General features: G+C 61.0%; 16 protein-coding genes and 1 other RNA gene. 11 read left to right on the top strand and 6 right to left on the bottom strand.

From position 1 onward, the window contains the following. Nucleotides 1–89 precede the first annotated feature (89 nt). The 4 genes from zipA (at nucleotide 90) to ffs (ending at nucleotide 4,923) form a co-directional block, all read left to right on the top strand. The gene (gene zipA / locus RGV59_RS28330) at nucleotides 90–953 is read left to right on the top strand and encodes a cell division protein ZipA (protein ID WP_017845234.1); all 864 of its coding nucleotides are present in this window, start codon (nucleotides 90–92) and stop codon (nucleotides 951–953) included. An 86-nt stretch (nucleotides 954–1,039) separates the two neighbouring features. Continuing rightward, the gene (gene ligA, locus RGV59_RS28325) at nucleotides 1,040–3,406 is read left to right on the top strand and encodes an NAD-dependent DNA ligase LigA (RefSeq protein WP_104902649.1); all 2,367 of its coding nucleotides are present in this window, start codon (nucleotides 1,040–1,042) and stop codon (nucleotides 3,404–3,406) included. A 117-nt stretch (nucleotides 3,407–3,523) separates the two neighbouring features. Next, complete coding sequence (locus RGV59_RS28320; RefSeq protein ID WP_017845236.1) at nucleotides 3,524–4,693, top strand: zinc-binding metallopeptidase family protein; 1,170 nt, start codon at nucleotides 3,524–3,526, stop codon at nucleotides 4,691–4,693. Between the two features lie 133 nt (nucleotides 4,694–4,826). Continuing rightward, nucleotides 4,827–4,923, top strand: an RNA gene (gene ffs / locus RGV59_RS28315) — signal recognition particle sRNA small type. Between the two features lie 300 nt (nucleotides 4,924–5,223). On the opposite strand, the gene RGV59_RS28310 is transcribed toward ffs, so the two are convergent. Both RGV59_RS28310 and RGV59_RS28305 read right to left on the bottom strand, forming a co-directional pair. Further along, complete coding sequence (locus tag RGV59_RS28310; RefSeq protein WP_232590389.1) at nucleotides 5,224–5,949, bottom strand: retron system putative HNH endonuclease; 726 nt, start codon at nucleotides 5,947–5,949, stop codon at nucleotides 5,224–5,226. Beyond that, nucleotides 5,946–7,322, bottom strand: coding sequence for an AAA family ATPase (locus RGV59_RS28305; protein ID WP_026139811.1), 1,377 nt, complete (start codon nucleotides 7,320–7,322; stop codon nucleotides 5,946–5,948). The genes RGV59_RS28310 and RGV59_RS28305 overlap by 4 nt, the downstream gene beginning before the upstream one ends. Before the next feature lie 341 nt (nucleotides 7,323–7,663). On the opposite strand from RGV59_RS28305, the gene RGV59_RS28300 reads away from it, so the two are divergent. Together RGV59_RS28300 and RGV59_RS28295 are read left to right on the top strand one after the other, a co-directional pair. Then, entirely contained in the window at nucleotides 7,664–8,710 is a 1,047-nt protein-coding gene (locus RGV59_RS28300; protein ID WP_126585494.1) for an N-acetylmuramidase family protein, read from the top strand. A gap of 1 nt (nucleotide 8,711) precedes the next feature. Further along, nucleotides 8,712–9,302 carry a hypothetical protein gene (locus tag RGV59_RS28295; protein WP_104902651.1) on the top strand — a complete coding sequence of 197 codons (591 nt, stop codon included), beginning with the start codon at nucleotides 8,712–8,714 and terminating at the stop codon, nucleotides 9,300–9,302. 7 nt (nucleotides 9,303–9,309) lie between these two features. Here RGV59_RS28295 and RGV59_RS28290 read toward each other — a convergent pair whose 3' ends face one another. Continuing rightward, nucleotides 9,310–10,179, bottom strand: coding sequence for a LysR family transcriptional regulator (locus RGV59_RS28290; RefSeq protein WP_017845241.1), 870 nt, complete (start codon nucleotides 10,177–10,179; stop codon nucleotides 9,310–9,312). Between the two features lie 102 nt (nucleotides 10,180–10,281). On the opposite strand from RGV59_RS28290, the gene RGV59_RS28285 reads away from it, so the two are divergent. Beyond that, complete coding sequence (locus RGV59_RS28285; RefSeq protein WP_126585493.1) at nucleotides 10,282–11,247, top strand: DMT family transporter; 966 nt, start codon at nucleotides 10,282–10,284, stop codon at nucleotides 11,245–11,247. Here the strand turns inward: RGV59_RS28285 and RGV59_RS28280 are convergent. Both RGV59_RS28280 and RGV59_RS28275 read right to left on the bottom strand, forming a co-directional pair. Then, entirely contained in the window at nucleotides 11,161–11,532 is a 372-nt protein-coding gene (locus RGV59_RS28280; protein ID WP_057003821.1) for a VOC family protein, read from the bottom strand. The genes RGV59_RS28285 and RGV59_RS28280 overlap by 87 nt on opposite strands. Before the next feature lie 51 nt (nucleotides 11,533–11,583). After that, on the bottom strand, nucleotides 11,584–12,345 hold the full coding sequence (locus RGV59_RS28275) for a substrate-binding periplasmic protein (RefSeq protein WP_126585492.1): 762 nt from the start codon (nucleotides 12,343–12,345) through the stop codon (nucleotides 11,584–11,586). A 133-nt stretch (nucleotides 12,346–12,478) separates the two neighbouring features. On the opposite strand from RGV59_RS28275, the gene dnaX reads away from it, so the two are divergent. The 4 genes from dnaX (at nucleotide 12,479) to recR (ending at nucleotide 16,805) form a co-directional block, all read left to right on the top strand. Further along, complete coding sequence (gene dnaX / locus RGV59_RS28270) at nucleotides 12,479–14,548, top strand: DNA polymerase III subunit gamma/tau (RefSeq protein ID WP_126585491.1); 2,070 nt, start codon at nucleotides 12,479–12,481, stop codon at nucleotides 14,546–14,548. A 43-nt stretch (nucleotides 14,549–14,591) separates the two neighbouring features. Further along, the gene (locus tag RGV59_RS28265) at nucleotides 14,592–14,930 is read left to right on the top strand and encodes a YbaB/EbfC family nucleoid-associated protein (RefSeq protein ID WP_017527493.1); all 339 of its coding nucleotides are present in this window, start codon (nucleotides 14,592–14,594) and stop codon (nucleotides 14,928–14,930) included. Between the two features lie 171 nt (nucleotides 14,931–15,101). Beyond that, nucleotides 15,102–16,136 (top strand): NADP-dependent oxidoreductase, encoded by a 1,035-nt coding sequence (locus RGV59_RS28260; protein ID WP_104902655.1) that lies wholly within the window; start codon nucleotides 15,102–15,104, stop codon nucleotides 16,134–16,136. A gap of 66 nt (nucleotides 16,137–16,202) precedes the next feature. Beyond that, a complete protein-coding gene (gene recR / locus RGV59_RS28255; protein WP_017845247.1) occupies nucleotides 16,203–16,805 on the top strand; it encodes a recombination mediator RecR in 603 nt (200 codons plus the stop codon). 70 nt (nucleotides 16,806–16,875) lie between these two features. Here the strand turns inward: recR and RGV59_RS28250 are convergent, their stop codons facing one another. Then, a complete protein-coding gene (locus RGV59_RS28250) occupies nucleotides 16,876–17,424 on the bottom strand; it encodes an adenine phosphoribosyltransferase (RefSeq protein WP_126585490.1) in 549 nt (182 codons plus the stop codon). Between the last annotated feature and the right edge of the window lie 11 nt (nucleotides 17,425–17,435).

The raw sequence follows: 17,435 nt of genomic DNA, 5'->3' as shown, positions 1-17,435 counted from the left end.
AACATAGAGTTGGCGCCACGTTTTAAAGCGGTTTGCACGGTGCTAAACCCCTTATTTTTCAGCATTTTTTATTAGAGGCACGGGATTACATGGAAATCGGTCTGCGCGAGTGGCTGATCGTCATCGGCATTATTGTCATTGCCGGTATTCTTTTTGATGGCTGGCGCCGTATGCGCGGCGGCAAGGGCAAGCTCAAGTTCCGTCTGGACCGCAACCTGTCCAACTTGCCCGACGACGACGGCAGCGCCGAGCTGCTGGGGCCGCCCCGTGTGCTGGATACCCACAAGGAACCGCAACTGGACGAACATGACTTGCCGTCCATGAGCGCCCCTGTGCGCGAAGCCCGTGAACCGTCTTCCAAGCGTGGCAAACGTGGCAGTGCCGCCGCCGCCGAGCCGCATCAGGGCGACCTGAACCTGGGCGTGGACGACGGCCCGAGCTTCAGCAGCCGCGATGACGATTTCCCTGACGAGAGCCCGGCCAAGAGTGCGCCGCGCCAGTCGGTGAACGATCAGCCGGCCGCCGAAGAAGTCCTGGTGATCAGCGTGATCTGCCGCGACGCCGCTGGCTTCAAGGGCCCGGCACTGTTGCAGAACATCCTGGAAAGCGGCCTGCGCTTTGGCGAGATGGATATCTTCCACCGCCACGAAAGCATGGCCGGTAATGGCGAAGTGCTGTTCTCGATGGCCAACGCGGTCAAGCCGGGCACCTTCGACCTGGACGACATCGACCTGTTCAGCACTCCGGCCGTGAGCTTCTTCCTCGGCCTGCCGGGTCCGCGTCATCCGAAACAGGCTTTCGACGTGATGGTTGCCGCAGCACGCAAGCTGTCCCAGGAGCTCAACGGCGAACTGAAGGACGATCAGCGCAGCGTCCTGACCGCCCAGACCATCGAACACTACCGTCAGCGCATCGTCGAGTTCGAGCGTCGCGCCCTGACACAGAAACGCTGAGGTTTGGCCTCAAGCGTTGTCGATAGAATAAGCGCACCAACATTTGAGCAGCTTCGGCTGCTCTTTTGCTTTATGAGAGAACACCCATGACCGCCGCCCACACCCGCATCCTCGAATTGCGCGCTGAACTGGATCAGCACGACTACCGTTATTACGTCCTCGACGAGCCGAGCATTCCGGACGCCGAGTACGATCGCTTGTTCCAGGAACTCAAGGCCCTGGAGGCCGAGCATCCGGAGCTGGTCACGCGTGATTCGCCGACGCAGCGGGTCGGCGGTGCGGCGTTGTCGGCGTTCACTCAGGTCAAGCATGAGATTCCGATGCTCAGCCTGGGCAACGCCTTCGATGAAACCACCATGCTCGAGTTCGATCGCCGGGTGACCGAAGGCCTCGACCTGCCGACCGGCGACCTGTTTGGTGGCGGTGCCGCGGTGGAATACAGCTGCGAGCCGAAGTTGGATGGCCTGGCGGTCAGCCTGCTGTATCTGAACGGCGAACTGGTGCGCGGCGCCACCCGGGGCGACGGCACCACCGGCGAAGACATCAGCGTGAATGTGCGTACCGTGCGCAATATCCCGTTGAAGCTGCACGGCAGCGGCTGGCCGGCGACCCTGGAAGTGCGCGGCGAGGTGTTCATGTCCAAGGCCGGTTTCGAGCGCCTGAACGCCTCGCAACTGGAAGTCGGCGGCAAGACCTTCGCCAACCCGCGCAACGCCGCCGCCGGCAGCCTGCGCCAGCTGGATTCGAAAATCACCGCCAGCCGCCCGCTGGAGTTCTGCTGCTACGGCATTGGCCAGGTGACGGCGGATATCAGCGACACCCACATCGGCAATTTGCAGCAGCTGCAGAAGTGGGGCATGCCGATCAGTCATGAGCTGAAACTGGCCAAGGGCATCCAGGAATGCCTGGACTACTACCGTGATATCGGCGAGCGGCGTAGCAACCTACCCTATGAAATCGACGGCGTGGTGTTCAAGGTCAACAGCATTGCCTCCCAGCGCGAACTGGGTTTCCGCGCTCGCGAGCCGCGGTGGGCGATCGCGCACAAATTCCCGGCCATGGAAGAGTTGACCGAGCTGCTCGACGTGGAATTCCAGGTCGGCCGCACCGGCGCCGTCACCCCGGTGGCGCGGCTGAAACCGGTCAAGGTCGCGGGTGTGACCGTGTCCAACGCCACCCTGCACAACATGGATGAAGTGGCGCGCCTGGGCCTGATGATCGGCGACACGGTGATCATCCGCCGCGCCGGGGACGTGATCCCGCAGGTCGTCTCGGTGGTCACCGAGCGCCGCCCGGCACACGCCCGCGCGGTGCATATCCCGGAAAGCTGCCCGGTGTGCGGCTCCCACGTCGAGCGCACGCAACTGGTCAAGCGCAGCAAGGGCAAGGAAACCGTCAGCGAAGGCGCGGTGTACCGCTGCGTCGGTCGCCTGGCCTGCGGGGCGCAGCTCAAGCAGGCGATCATCCATTTCGTCTCGCGCCGGGCGATGGACATCGACGGCCTGGGCGACAAGACCATCGAGCAACTGGTCGACGAAAAACTCATCGCCTCGCCGGCGGATTTGTACATGCTCAAGTACGAACAGATCATCGACCTGGAAGGCTTCGCCGATGTCTCCAGCAAGAAGCTGATCAGCGCCATCGAACACAGCAAGACGCCGACCCTGGCACGTTTCATCTACGCCCTGGGCATTCCCGACGTGGGCGAGGAGACCGCCAAGGTGCTGGCGCGCTCCCTGGCGTCCCTGGAGCGCGTGCAGCGCGCTTTGCCGGAAGTGCTGACGTACCTGCCGGACGTGGGCCTGGAAGTGGCGCACGAGATCCACAGCTTCTTTGAAGATCGCCACAACCAGGACGTGATCGGCGCGCTGTTGGCGCCGGACAAGTGCGGCCTGCAACTGCAGGACCAAGGCGACCTGGCCGCGGAGTTCGCCGCCAGCACCACCCTCGGCGGTTTGCTCGACAAACTCAACGTGCCCAGCGTCGGCCCCGGCGCCGCGCAGAAACTGGCGGACAAGTTCGGCTCCCTCGAAGGCGTGATCAAGGCCGACTGGCTCGATATGCGCCAGGCGCTGCCCGAGAAGCAGGCCAAGGCCGTGCGCGAGTTCTTCGATAACCCCGACCACGCCCAGCGTGCCCTGGCCATCGAGCAGCAACTCGAGGAATTCGGCATGCACTGGCAGAGCGCGAAAAAAGTGATCGAAGGTTTGCCGGAGGCGGGGCACACCTGGGTGCTGACCGGCTCGCTCGAGCGGATGAGCCGCGACGTGGCCAAGGACAAGCTCGAAAGCCTCGGCGCCAAGGTGGCCGGTTCGGTGTCGGCGAAAACCTATTGCGTGGTGGCCGGGCCGGGTGCCGGTTCGAAGTTGGCCAAGGCCAGCGAACTGGGCCTGAAGGTTCTGGACGAAGACGCCTTCGTGGACTTTCTGGCTCGGCACAATATCACCGTCTGACAACTTCCTGTGGCGCGGGCGCTTGCTCCCGCTGGGCTGCGAAGCGGCCCTTCGAAGAAAGTGGAACGATCCCGGGCGCGAAATGATCTAGTCTTCGTCACCCCGGGAGAGATCGCCATGTACCGCTTCTTCGAGCAACTCAGTTCGCGCATCGCCGCACCGTTCATGGCCGAATCCTCGCGCAACAGCAAGGTCTGGCAGTGCCGGTGTGGCCAGTCGTTGTTCTTTCGCAACAGCCAATGCCTGGCCTGCTCGGCGCTGCTCGGCTACCCACCGCAACAAAGCCGCCTGTCTTCATTGCACGCGGGCCCGGTCGCCGACACTTGGCTGCTGGACGACAACCCCGACGCCGGCGCTTTCCGCCGCTGCGCCAACCTCGACAGCCCGGCCGCCTGCAACTGGCTGATTCCCGCCCACAGCACCGCCGCGCTGTGCGTGGCGTGCAGCCTGAATCGCACCATTCCCGACCTGTCGATCGCAGAAAACCCCGAGCGCTGGGGCAAGGTCGAGACCGCCAAGCGCCGGCTGGTGGCGCAACTGATCAGCCTGGGTTTGCAGGTCGTGCCCAAAAGCGTCGACGAAGACAACGGCCTGGCCTTCGACTTCGTTGGCATCGACCTGGAAGGCAACGCGCCGACCACCGGCCATGCCAACGGCCTGATCACCCTCGACATCAAGGAAGCCGACGACGCCCACCGCGAAAAAATCCGCGTGCAAATGCGCGAACCGTACCGCACCTTGCTCGGCCACTTTCGCCATGAAGTCGGCCATTACTATTGGGATCGGCTGATCGCCAACAGCCACTGGCTTCCAGCGTTTCGCCACCTGTTCGGCGACGAACGCGCCAGTTACGCCGACGCCCTCGACCAGCACTACCAGAACGGCCCGCGCGCGGATTGGCACCACACCTGCGTCAGCGCCTACGCCACCATGCACCCCTGGGAAGACTGGGCCGAAACCTGGGCGCATTACCTGCACATGATGGACGCCGTCGACACCGCCCTGGGCTTCGGCATGAGCGCCCGCGAAATGGACCTGGATTACCAGCCGTTCCCCCGCACCACCCTCTACGACCCCGAACACCCCGGCGGCGCGGCGTTCCTCTCATTCGTCAACGCCTGGATCGAACTGGCCGGCATGCTCAACGAACTGTCCCGCGCCATGGGCCAGCCGGATTTCTACCCCTTCGTACTGCCACCGGCAGTGATCGCCAAGCTGCACTTCATTCACCTGGTCATCCAGGAAGAGGGCGGCAGGGCAGATGAGGCCCTGCAGGCACAGGCATGAAGGAGAGATCCGGACGGTTAGGGCAAGTGCTTGAACCTCTTCATTTTTTAATCCCGTACTAACGGTTGTAACTTCCGATCAGATCGGTACAATGGCGCGGCTTGCCGAGAGGCCAGCGTCGTTATGGTGACCCCATCGGTCCCCCCGCAACGATTACCCGTGAACCTGGTCAGAGCCGGAAGGCAGCAGCCACAGCGGGAACATTGTGTGCCGGGGTGTGGCTGGTGGGGTTGCCTCCATAACGCTCCTCCTTGTAGTAACCTCCTTCTGCTTCCAATCAAAAACTTTGATTCGTCATCTGCCAGGTTTTATTGCGCAGTGCGTGACGGACACTTCATTATTTTCAAAATGTGCTAACGGGAAACCATCCAATATCGGGCTTCGCTTCAACGACAGGGCTGGGAGTGCCTGAGTCAAAAGTGGATCGCCCCGGCAATCGTTGCGTACTGACGATGAGGGAAGATACAGGGAGGTGGAGTTTTATCGCGTTCTACTGATGCCGGAGTCGTTGATTGAGTGGCTGGCCTCGATTACTTCAAATCAGGAGCTTCCTGTTCCAGCACCTCTTCAGCAATGTTGCCAAAAAAGTTTCGTGTGATGCTGAAGAACGGGCTCAGTTGTGTTCCTCTCGGTGCAAGGTCAATGCCTGCAAGGCAATGCAGGCTCATATCCTGATCAATATGTTCGTTGAAAAGCGCTTCCAATTCGCTCCACCACTGATACCGCAACTCCTGAAGAAAGGGGCTATTCAGATTGAGCAGGTCAATGGTGTATTTGGCTCGGTCCTTCTCCTGTGCGGACAGTCCGTCAGCGGCCACTATGCGCCCATCGGACAGGTACGCGAAGAAGCGGCTGCAATCGGATTGATGACAGGACACAAAGCGATTGATATCGACTGTGCTCGATTTTCCAAGCGCATGTCCGCCAAATACCTCTGACGCCTGGCCTTTGAACGTGTGCAGATCGGTCTCGCTATCCAAGGATGAGGCGGCCAGGTTGCTGTAATCGAATGTGCGTTGGGGATTCTGACTTTTGTTTTCGACGTGCTCTATATGCAACCCTAGTCCGATCAGATCGGGTCGAATCTCACTGTAGCAACACAGGCCATATTGCTCCTCTAACAGGTAACCAAGCACTTGCTGTTTAGAGCCGAACCCCGCCCAGCGACTCGTCGCCGCTTTGGCTGTGATGGGGGGATTTGCATGTGAGTTGTTCAATTGATAAGGGCCGTTGCCTCGCTTGTGAATAGCCCTCATCTTTTAAGCGCCCGCTGCCGCTTGATGCTGCGCTGTAGGCGTTGCAGTTGGGGATGCTGTTCACTCAGTGCTGCTGTCAGCCGTTCCATCAATTCAACTGCGGGTTGCTCGTCATAGCGCCCCTTGTCCACCCATTCGGTGAGTTGCAACAACTCGGGCTTTTCAATAACGGGTGGCTGCGGATCTACCTGCATGACGCTATGTAAAACACTGCTGCTGGGTTCACCGTAGGTCATTGCCAGTGGAGGAGAGGCGATCAAGTTGCCATGCACATCCTTGCCAATCACTCGAATGTTTTCGCGCCGCACAGTACTCAACACTTGTGGGCTATGAGTGGTCACAATGAATTGCATGGCTGGGAAAGCTGCTCGTAATGACCCTAGGATTGTCTGTTGCCAGTGAGGGTGGAGAAACATATCCACTTCGTCGATCAAGGCGATACCGGGCGTTTGTGAGGGTGCCTGGTCCCCTAAGTGCGGATTGAGCTTGCAGGCCCGAAAGGCAAGGTCAGCAACCATGGCAATGGCGTTGCGCAGTCCATCGCTCAGCATCTCTACAGGTAATATGCCTTGTTCCGGGTGATGCATGATCAGTTGCTGTTGATGGCTCTCACTGTATTCCAGGCTGTGCCAGCCGGTCGGGCCTTGTATCAATCGGTCAATGGCTTCTTTTATGGACCTGATGATCTGTCCGAAGCGAATGCCTAGGTCGGACAGCTCTGCGTTGCGCTCGAGGGCGATCACCTGTGCTTCCCGATAGCTGCGATAGATCCAGCCATACCATGCAGTGAAAGTTTTGAAGCTCGAAGAGTAGGAGAGGCAATTCAGATAGCCTGAGGTTCTAGAGTACTCAGTTTTGTCGAGAGTGGTTTGAGCCGCTGCGGAGGTGAAACGGCCCTCGAACCAGAGTCGGGAAGTCCCTAAGTAAGTTATCAGCGGCAACACGACGGGCTCATCGCGACGTACTTTTTCCTGAAGAGACTTGCTGTATCCAGTCAGTGCTTTCGAGCCTGTGTCGCCAAGGGTATTGGTCGACTTCTTCAAGCTTGTGCGCTGCTGCAACCAATTGTTTTCAAGTTCGTCTGGTCCCCACGGACCCCAGGCCTCGATGACGCTGGCAATTTGAGGCTCCATGTTGCCGCTGGCAAGGTGTGCGAGGCGCACGTCGTCGATTTGAATTGTCGCGGATTTTCCGGTCTGGCTACCGAGGTCAAAACCCTTTACAAAAGGCCATAGAGCAACTCGCGCAGCATCCAGAATGGTGGTTTTACCGCCTCCGTTGGAAGCAATCAATATGGTCAGATGAGGGTCGAAGTCGATCTCGAACTCTCCAAAGCAGCGGTAATTCTGCACGCGCAGTTTGTCGAGCCTCACAGTCGTTTCTCCGATTTCATTCTCTGGCCAGGCATAGGATCTATCCCTCTGCATTCCGGGGGGGTACAGCATACTAAAGAGAAATGACGAAAGCGCTATGTAAAGCTGGCGGGGATGACTCCCTCGCATCCTGGGCGTTCCTGAGGGTGGTAGATAATCGGCGGAAGATAATTCCAACCGCTATCCATCGTTCGACAGCCAATTCACACCTTTTAAAAGCCCTGCTGGACAACCTCAAACCACCTTGTTAGTTTCCGCCGGCCACTTGTTTCAGAGTATAACAATGGCGCTGATTTGATATTGAAGTGCTATCACTTCTTTAACTAACAAGGATGTCTGTGATGAAAAGCCTGCAAGGGTTACCCCGTCTTATCAGTGCTTCAGTTGGCTCGCCCGGTAAAGCCCGTAACTTGCCCGCCGATGTTCAGTGCATTCAGTATTTATTCAATTTGATCATCCCCAAGATGGGGTTTCCGTTGGCTGAAAACGGCAAGTGCGACGGCCAACTGGTGCAGTGCATCAGCCAGTATCAGTTCCGTCATCTCAAGTACGCCCATCCCGATGGCGTGATCGACCCCACCGGTCGCACGTTCAACAGCCTGATCGAGGAAGCGGTGAAGGTGCCGGTGAAGGCCTTCCCGACGATGCGTATCCCGAGCTTTCTCAATGTGTTTGGCAACAACAGCGGCGATGCGGTGCAGGCCACGGTCAATGTGTACCTGGACCGCATGCGCGCGATGGTCGAGGCCGAGCGGCGCAATCGGCAGTTGATACTTCAGGCCACGTGCGACGGGGGCATGACCCTGAGCGATAGCGACTTCCAGAACGCCGCTACGCAGCTGGGCAATGGTATTTCCGTCAATATCATCAGGGCCTTCGCCACTGTGGAATCGGGTGGGCGTTCCGGGTTTGGCCCGGCCAAGTTGCCGGTGATCGCCTTTGAGGGGCACCAGTTTCGCAAGTACACCAAGCGTATCTACGACCAGGCGCACCCGCTGCTGTCGTACCCCTACGTCAGAAAGGCGGGGCCGCAGTGGCAGGTCAATAACAAGGATCAGATCAAGGCCTGGGAAACCATGGCCACCGCATTTGCGCTGAATCAGGAAGCTGCCTTGATGTCGGCCTCATGGGGCATGTTTCAGATCATGGGGTTCAATTTCGCGGCATGCGGTTACACAAGCGTATTTGAGTTCGTTGCCGCATTAAAAGTTAATGCCGGTAATCAACTAAAGGCTTTCCTCGCCTTGTGCAGCCACAGCCCGGCATTGATGAAAGCCATGAAAGCCAAAGACTTTACCGCCATGGCCCGTAACTATAACGGCGAGGACTACGGCAACTATGACGACCTCATGAAAAAAGCCTACGACGCACTTGAGAGGAAAAAATAAGATGATCCGTTATCTCGCGATGGGTGTGTTGTCGTGGTGTGCCGTGGCGCCGGTATTCGCCGGTTCCGCTGTGTTGCATTCGGGCAAGTACGAAGGGTTGATGCTGGCGGTGACGCCCGAGCATCAGGTCGAAGGTTTCTACGCCGAAGAACTGGGCGAGGGCGTGACCCGTGGTTGCGCGTTCTACCTGCAAGGCCAGCCCGACGCGTTGACCACCTGGCTTGACGATGCCTACCCCGGCAGCGTGGCGCCTTCGTCCGACGGCGTGACCCTGACCGTCGAACAGGGCCGTCAGCATCCTGGTTGCATCAGTGTATTGATGCCGGAAATCGCCACCGGCCTGGACCTGAGCCAGACTGCCAACAAGCCATGGATCGGCCTGGTGACCGTGTCCGCCGACAAGGCCTACTTGCTGAAGACCCCGCGCGCCAAGGCGGCCAAGCGTGCGTATATCGTCAAAGGGGATGTGGTCGGCGTGCTGGCGTTCAAGGACGGCTGGGCCCAGGTCGAGTTCGTCAATGCTCAGGATCGGTCGTTCATCGGTTGGATCAGCCAGGATCAGTACGCGCGATTGGCTGCCCCGAAAAGCTGATGTTCGCTCAGGGTTGGCCGAAGGTTTCGCGCAGCAGCCCGGCGAATGCATCCCGGGCCAGATGTCGCTGGGTGTCTTTGTGCCAGAACAGCAGGTTATCCACGGCCGCCAGTTCTTCGAACCGGTATGACGCCAGCTGATTGGCCTGCTCATAGCGCGCCAGAATGCCCTCCGGCGCCAGCGCCACGCCGATCCCCGCGCTGACGCAGCCGATGATCGTGCCCCAACTGGCATAGCTGGCGATGGTCGGCTTGAAGTCATGGGGCTTGACCCAGTTTTCCAAGGCCGCGCGATAAGGGCAGCCAGGCGGCCAGACGAGCAGGGTTCGCCCTGCCAGGTCCTCGGCACGCTTGATCGGTGCGCTGCAGGCGCTGGCGATCAGCACCAGGCGTTCGCTGTAGACCACGCTGTGTTCGAGTTTGGAGCGTTTGTTGCCGGCGGCCACCAGCGCCACGTCCAGGCGGTGGTGTTGCAGGTCGTCGAGCAGTTGGCCCCAGGCGCCGGTTACCAGTTCGAGGCTGACGTCGGGGTAGCGTCGATGGTATTCCGCCAGCAGCGGTGGCAGGCGGCCGCTGGCGCTGGACTCTACCGCGCCGATCCGCAAGGTGCCCCGCGGGATAGCGTTGGCGTCCACCGCGCGTTTGGATTCGTCCACCAGGGCCAGGATGCGTTCGCAGTAATCAAGGAAGATTTCACCGGCGGCGCTGATCGCCAGCCCGCGTCCGGCACGGATGAACAGTGGCGTGCCCAATTCGCTTTCCAGCTGTTTGATGCGCGTGGTGATGTTCGACGGCACGCAATGCAATTGCGCCGCGGCCTGAGCCACGCTGCCGGTTTGCGCCACGGCTCGCACCATCTTCAGTTGGGCCATTTCCATTGCTCAGTTCCACTGATTTCAGAAGTCAGAAACGCTTAATTGTCCTACGGCGTGACCCGGCCAAGACTGGCGGCATTCCTTCTCTGTTTCTGGATGCCGTTGATGAATTCCCCGTCACGCCTAAAGCTTACGCTAGTCATCGCCAGCGTGATCCTCTGCTGGGCCTATTCGCCGATTGGCGTACACATGGGGCTGCGCAGCTACAGTCCGGGTCAACTGGCGTTGCTGCGGTTTTTGATCGCCTCAGTGTTTATGGGCGGCGTCGCGTTGGTGCTGGATATCGGTCGGCCGCGCCTGCGAGATGTGCCGTGGTTGCTGGTGCTGGGTTTTTTCGGGGTGTTCCTGCATCACACTTGCCTCAACTATGGGCAGCAATGGGTCACGGCGGCGGCGTCCAGTGTATTGGCGCAGTCGGCGCCGCTGTTCAGTGTGCTGATCGCGTTTTTTTGCTTGAGGGAGCGGGTCAGTGTCTGGCGCTGGAGCTGTGTATTGCTGGGGTTGCTTGGCGTGCTGGTGGTGATCTGGGGTGAGCAGGGCGTAGGTGGCATCGACCCGCGTGGCCTGGTGATCCTGCTGGCGGCGGTGTCATGGAGCGTGTATTTCGCCATCCAGAAACACTATGCCCACCGCTACAGCCCGCTGACCCTGGCGTGCTACATGGTGTGGTCGGGCACCTTGATGCTCTGCGTGAACGTGCCAGGCCTGCCCGCCGCCGTGGCGCAGGCGCCCTGGCCGGAAAACCTGGCGGTGCTGGTGCTGGGCATTTTCCCCAGTGCCTTGGCGTACCTGGCCTGGGCTTATGTGTTGAAGCATGTTGAGGTCAGCCGTGCATCGGTGGCGATGTACTTGATTCCGCCGGTGGCCATGGCGATGGCGGCGATATTGCTGGGCGAGCACGTCGCCGGGCAGGTGATGCTCGGCGCGATGATCGTGCTCGCCAGTGTGGCGGCCATCAGCCTCGAAGGCCGTTGGCGGCGCGGCTCAGTTGCTCATGCAGAACGCGCGCAACCGATGACCGTCGAGGTCCTGGGCGACAAAGGTGTAGCCAAAGTCCAGGACGGTCGGTGACTGGATGATCGTGGCGCCCCGCGCCAGCCATTGGGCATGCAGGGCATCCACGGCGGCGTTGTCGGGCAGGGGGAAACCCAATTCGCCGCCACCGCCCGTGACCTGGGTGGCCGGCTCTACGCTGTGGCGCGACCACAGGCCGAGCTTGACGCCATTATCGAGAATGAACAGGGCAAAGGTCGGGTTCAATTCAACCGGTGGCTTGTCCAGCAGGCGGCTGTAGAAGTTGGCGCTGGTGGCGGGGCTGTCGACATACAGCAGGAAGTATTGGGCGACGGCGTTCATGGAGGCTCCTTGAGGACGGGGTGGTTGAGCCCAGTCTAAAAGGCGGCGCTGTCAGTTCTTGTCAGGAGCGTGCAGGGGCACGGCGTCTTCGCCGGTGTACAGCTGGATGATGTCGTCGATTTCGCCTGACATCTTCATCCGCAGCAGGGTGCGCAGGATTTGTTGCACCGGCAGGTCCGGGTCGTTGCGCACGGCGCAGCCCAGGCTTTGCTCCTCGATGATGGCGACTTTGTGCAGTCGCTGTTCCATCGGCAGGTGCTGGTTGAAGCGGTCGACGATCCATTCATTGCTCACCGCATACTTGAAGCGCCCGGCCACCAGTTTGTGCAGCACTTGTTCTTCGCTGCGGGCGTCGTCGCGCCTCAGTTGGCCTTTGGCGAACAATGGGTCGAGCGTGGGGTAGCGGTAATTGAGCACCGTTCCGATCGACTGCGGCGCCAGCCGGGCCAATTGCACCGGCTGGTTGCGGATGCTGACCAATACGTTGCGCTGGACCAGCAACGGCAGGCTCCAGAGGTAGTCGCCAGACAGGTTGTCGAGCCAGGCCTGGGCGACATAACAGCGCACATCGATGTCGCCATGGGCCATGGCCGCGGCAATGCGCGCCCGCGCCAGTACGTGGAACTCGGCCGGGCGGCCGACCTGGGTGGCCAGGCTCGACATCAGGTCATACAAAATACCCTGGGTGGGCTGGCCGTCCTCCACTTGCACCATAGGCATCGCCCAACTGTCGGAAACCGAGAAACGCAACGGCGCGGGCGCCGCAAGGCTGGCGGTGGTGAGCATCCATAAGGCGCCCAGGACTACGCGCATACACTCTCCGGGTTCAGGCCTTTTCGGGGCCGCTCAGGCAATCTTAGGCAGATAAGGCAAGCGTGCCGGATGCAATTTCCCCCTTGCTCCGCTAGCATTACCGGCTTCCGCTTCTCAGTTGCGACGGTTTTCGATGAGTTATCAGGTTCTTGCACGTAAATGGCGCCCGCGCTCGTTCCGCGAAATGGTCGGCCAGACCCATGTGCTCAAGGCTCTGATCAATGCCTTGGACAGCCAACGGCTGCACCACGCCTACCTGTTTACCGGTACTCGCGGTGTCGGCAAGACTACCATTGCCCGAATCATTGCCAAGTGCCTGAACTGTGAGACGGGCATCACCTCGACGCCCTGCGGTACCTGCTCGGTATGCCGCGAGATCGACGAAGGGCGTTTCGTCGACCTGATCGAGATCGACGCCGCGAGCCGCACCAAGGTCGAAGACACCCGCGAGCTGCTCGATAACGTGCAGTACGCGCCGAGCCGTGGCCGCTTCAAGGTCTACCTGATCGACGAAGTCCACATGCTTTCCAGTCATTCGTTCAACGCATTGTTGAAAACCCTGGAAGAGCCGCCGCCCTACGTCAAATTCATCCTGGCGACCACCGACCCGCAGAAACTCCCTGCAACGATTTTGTCGCGGTGCCTGCAGTTCTCCCTGAAAAACATGACCCCGGAGCGCGTGGTCGAGCACTTGACCCACGTGCTGGGTGTCGAAAACGTACCGTTCGAAGACGACGCGCTGTGGCTGCTCGGCCGTGCCGCCGATGGTTCGATGCGTGACGCCATGAGCCTCACCGACCAGGCCATTGCCTTTGGTGAAGGCAAGGTCATGGCCGCCGATGTGCGTGCCATGCTCGGTACCCTCGACCACGGCCAGGTGTTCGACGTGCTGCACGCGCTGATCGAAGGCGACGCCAAGGCGTTGCTCGAAGCCGTGCGCCACTTGTCGGAACAGGGCCCGGACTGGAACGGTGTGCTCTCGGAAATCCTCAACGTGCTGCACCGCGTCGCCATCGCCCAGGCCCTGCCCGAAGGCGTCGACAACGGCCACGGCGACCGCGACCGCGTGTTGGCCCTGGCCCAGGCGTTGCCGGCCGAAGACGTGCAGTTCTACTACCAGATGGGCCTGATCGGTCGCCGGGACTTGCCCCTCGCACCAGACCCGCGTGGCGGCTTCGAAATGGTCCTGCTGCGCATGCTGGCCTTCCGCCCCGCCGACGCGACGGACGCGCCGAGACAGCCGCTAAAGCCAGTGGGGATCAGCCAGGCCACAGTTGATTCCGCCAAATCAGTGGCTGGCGCGGCGGTGGTCGCGCCAGCGGTTGCTGCGCCTGCGCCGGTTGCGCCTGCGCCGGTTGCGCCGGTGCCTGAGCCGGTGGTTGTCGCGCCGGTGATCGCGCCGGTGCCGGTTGTCGAGCCTGAACCGGCCCCGGTGGTCGACCTGCCCTGGAATGCCCCGGCAGAGGCTGAACCCGAGGTCGAGCTGCAGCCCGCCATGGAGCCCGTGCTGGAAACCGCCGGCGAGCAGCCCGAGCTGACGCCGATGCCTACGCCAATGCCGGACAGCGTGGTACCGGATGCGCCGGAATGGGTCAGTGCGCCCGTCCCCGAGCCGACCGTCGCCCAGGTGGACGCTGCAACGCCCGGCATCGACTTGGACGACGAACCGCCGCTGGACGAAGACTACATCGAGCCGGATATCGATTCGGCCTACAGCTACCTGGACGAACTGGCCAGCGAACACACCGCCGAGCCGGCCCCCGAGCCCGAAGCGGAACCCGCTGCCGCGCCGGCCACCGGCCTGGCCCTGCAATGGCTGGAGCTGTTCCCGAAACTGCCGATTTCCGGCATGACCGGCAGCATCGCCGCCAACTGCACCCTGATCGCCATCGAGGGCGACCACTGGTTGCTGCACCTGGACCCGGCCCACAGCGCCCTGTTCAACGCGACCCAGCAGCGCCGGCTCAACGATGCCCTCAACCAGTATCATGAGCGCACGCTGAGTATCACCATCGAGTTGATCAAGCCCGAGCAGGAAACCCCAGCCCAGGCCGCAACCCGCCGACGCCTCAATCGCCAGCGCGAGGCTGAGGAGTCGATCCACGGTGACCCGCTCATCCAACAATTGATGCAACAGTTCGGCGCGGTCGTCCGTCACGATACTATTGAACCTGTCGAAGCCCCGGTGCCCCAGGCGTCATGACACCGGGCTACTTATTGATCCACGTACTTTTGAGGTGATTCCCATGATGAAAGGTGGCATGGCCGGCCTGATGAAGCAGGCACAGCAGATGCAGGAAAAGATGGCCAAGATGCAGGAAGAGCTGGCCAACGCCGAAGTCACCGGTAAAGCCGGTGGCGATATGGTCAGCGTGGTGATGACCGGTCGTCACGACATCAAGCGCGTGAGCATCGACCCGAGCCTGCTCGAAGGCGTCAGCGATGACGACCGTGAAGTGCTGGAAGATCTGTTCGCCGCGGCCGTCAATGACGCAGTGCGCAAGATCGAAGCCAACAGCCAGGACAAAATGTCCGGCGTGACCGCTGGCATGCAACTGCCACCGGGCATGAAACTGCCGTTCTGATCGGTCAGCCTTAGCTAGACTGGAATGCCAGGCATCGCGCCTGGCATTTTTTTTTGGCTGTTTTCCCCTGCGTAGCGGCTACGCAAGGGTAACTTTGTCGAACCTCGGTGCCTTGGCCAGTGTCTGCACTTGATGCCATTGAATTCGACCCTCGATAACGGAGCCCCCCCGATGCCTCAAGAACTGATGCTTAACCAGCGCATTGTCCTGGTCTCGCGCCCTCACGGCGCGCCAACTGCGGAAAACTTCCGCCTCGAACGTGTGACCCTGCCGGAACTGGCAGACGGCCAAGTCCTGTTGAAGACGCTGTACCTGTCCCTCGACCCCTACATGCGCGGGCGCATGAGTGATGCACCGTCCTACGCCGCTCCGGTGGAAATCGACGAAGTGATGACGGGTGGTGCTGTCAGCCGTATCGAGCAGTCGCGCAACCCGAAATTCGAAGCGGGCGACTTGGTGGTCGGCTCCACCGGCTGGCAAAGCCACAGCATTAGCGACGGTCGCAACCTGATGCCGGTGCCCAACGGTCTGGCCAGCCCGTCGATGGCGTTGGGCGTGCTGGGCATGCCGGGCATGACCGCCTACATGGGCCTGATGGACATCGGCCAGCCCAAGGCCGGCGAAACCCTGGTGGTGGCGGCCGCGTCCGGTGCGGTGGGCTCGGTGGTGGGCCAGGTGGCCAAGCTCAAGGGCCTGCGCGTGGTGGGTGTCGCGGGCGGGGCCGACAAGTGCCGTTACGTGGTGGATGAGCTGGGCTTTGATGCCTGCATCGACCACAAAAGCGAGAACTTCGCCAATGAATTGGCCCTGGCCTGTTTCAAGGGCGTGGATATCTACTTTGAAAACGTCGGCGGCAAGGTGTTCGATGCCGTGCTGCCGCTGCTCAACCCCAAGGCGCGGATCCCGCTATGCGGGCTGATCGCCGGCTATAACGCCCATGAAGCGCCCAGCGGCCCTGATCGACTGCCGGCGCTGCAACGCACCTTGCTGACCAAGCGCGTGCGTATCCAGGGCTTTATCGTGTTCGATGACTACGGCGATCGCCAGCCGGAATTCCTCAGCGCCATGGCGCCGTGGGTACGCGACGGCAAGATCAAGTTCCGCGAAGACATGGTCGACGGCCTGGAACACGCGCCTCAAGCCTTTATCGGTTTGCTCGAAGGACGCAACTTCGGCAAGTTGGTGGTGCGCGTCGCGCAGGATTGAGCATTTGACGCTAATCCGGGGCGCGGGTATAAACCGCGTCTCGTTGTTTTGTCGGACCCTTCGCCCATGAGCTTCAGCCCCCTGATTCGCCAACTGATCGACGCCCTGCGCACTTTGCCCGGTGTCGGCCAGAAAACCGCCCAGCGCATGGCGCTGCAACTGCTGGAGCGTGATCGCAGCGGCGGCACCCGGTTGGCCCAGGCTTTGAGCCAGGCCATGGAGGGCGTTGGTCACTGTCGCCAGTGCCGCACCCTCACCGAGGAAGAACTCTGCCCGCAATGCGCCGACCCGCGTCGCGATGACACGCTGTTATGCGTGGTGGAAGGGCCGATGGACGTGTACGCGGTGGAACAGACCGGTTATCGCGGGCGCTATTTCGTGCTCAAAGGCCATCTGTCGCCGTTGGACGGCCTGGGCCCGGAAGCCATCGGCATTCCGCAACTGGTGGCGCGGATCGAAGCGCAGGGCACGTTTACTGAAGTGATCCTGGCCACCAACCCGACCGTGGAGGGTGAAGCGACCGCGCATTACATCGCCCAACTGCTGAGCAACAAAGGCCTGGTCACGTCGCGTATCGCCCATGGTGTGCCGCTGGGTGGCGAGCTGGAGTTGGTGGACGGCGGCACCCTGGCGCATTCGTTTGCCGGTCGCAAACCCATCGCGCTTTAAGCCACGCGGCAGGTCAAGGTGTGGGAGGGGGCTTGCTCCCACATGGGTTGAGTGGTGTCGGTGATAATCCTCAACGCTCGCTCAGCGCAAATTGCGTCAGGCAAAACGTCGAAATCTCCATATCTTCCAGGCGTTGCGTGCCACCCAGTTCCGGCAGGTCGATAATCGCCGCCGCTTCGAACACCTTCGCGCCCATGCGCCGCACCAGGTTTGCTGCGGCGATCAGCGTGCCGCCGGTGGCGATCAGGTCATCGAAGATCAGCACCGAGTCGCCTTCACACAGGCTGTCGGCATGCACTTCGAGGAAGGCTTCGCCGTATTCGGTCTGGTAACCCTCGGCCAACACGTCGGCCGGCAGCTTGCCCTGTTTGCGGAACAGGATCAGCGGTTTGTTCAATTGGTAGGCGATGATCGAGCCGATCAGGAAACCCCGGGCATCCATCGCACCGATATGGCTGAAATCGGCTTCGACGTAGCGATGGACGAAGGTGTCGGCCACCAGGCGCAGGGCCTTGGGCGACTGGAACAGCGGCGTGATGTCACGAAAGATCACCCCAGGCTTGGGGAAGTCGATGACAGGGCGGATCAGGGATTTGATGTCGAACGAATCGAAGGTCATCGTCGCAGAGT

The organism is Pseudomonas sp. FG1 (assembly GCF_034313875.1).
Classification (GTDB): Bacteria; Pseudomonadota; Gammaproteobacteria; order Pseudomonadales; family Pseudomonadaceae; genus Aquipseudomonas; species Aquipseudomonas veronii.
This window is presented reverse-complemented; position numbering and strand designations above follow the sequence as displayed.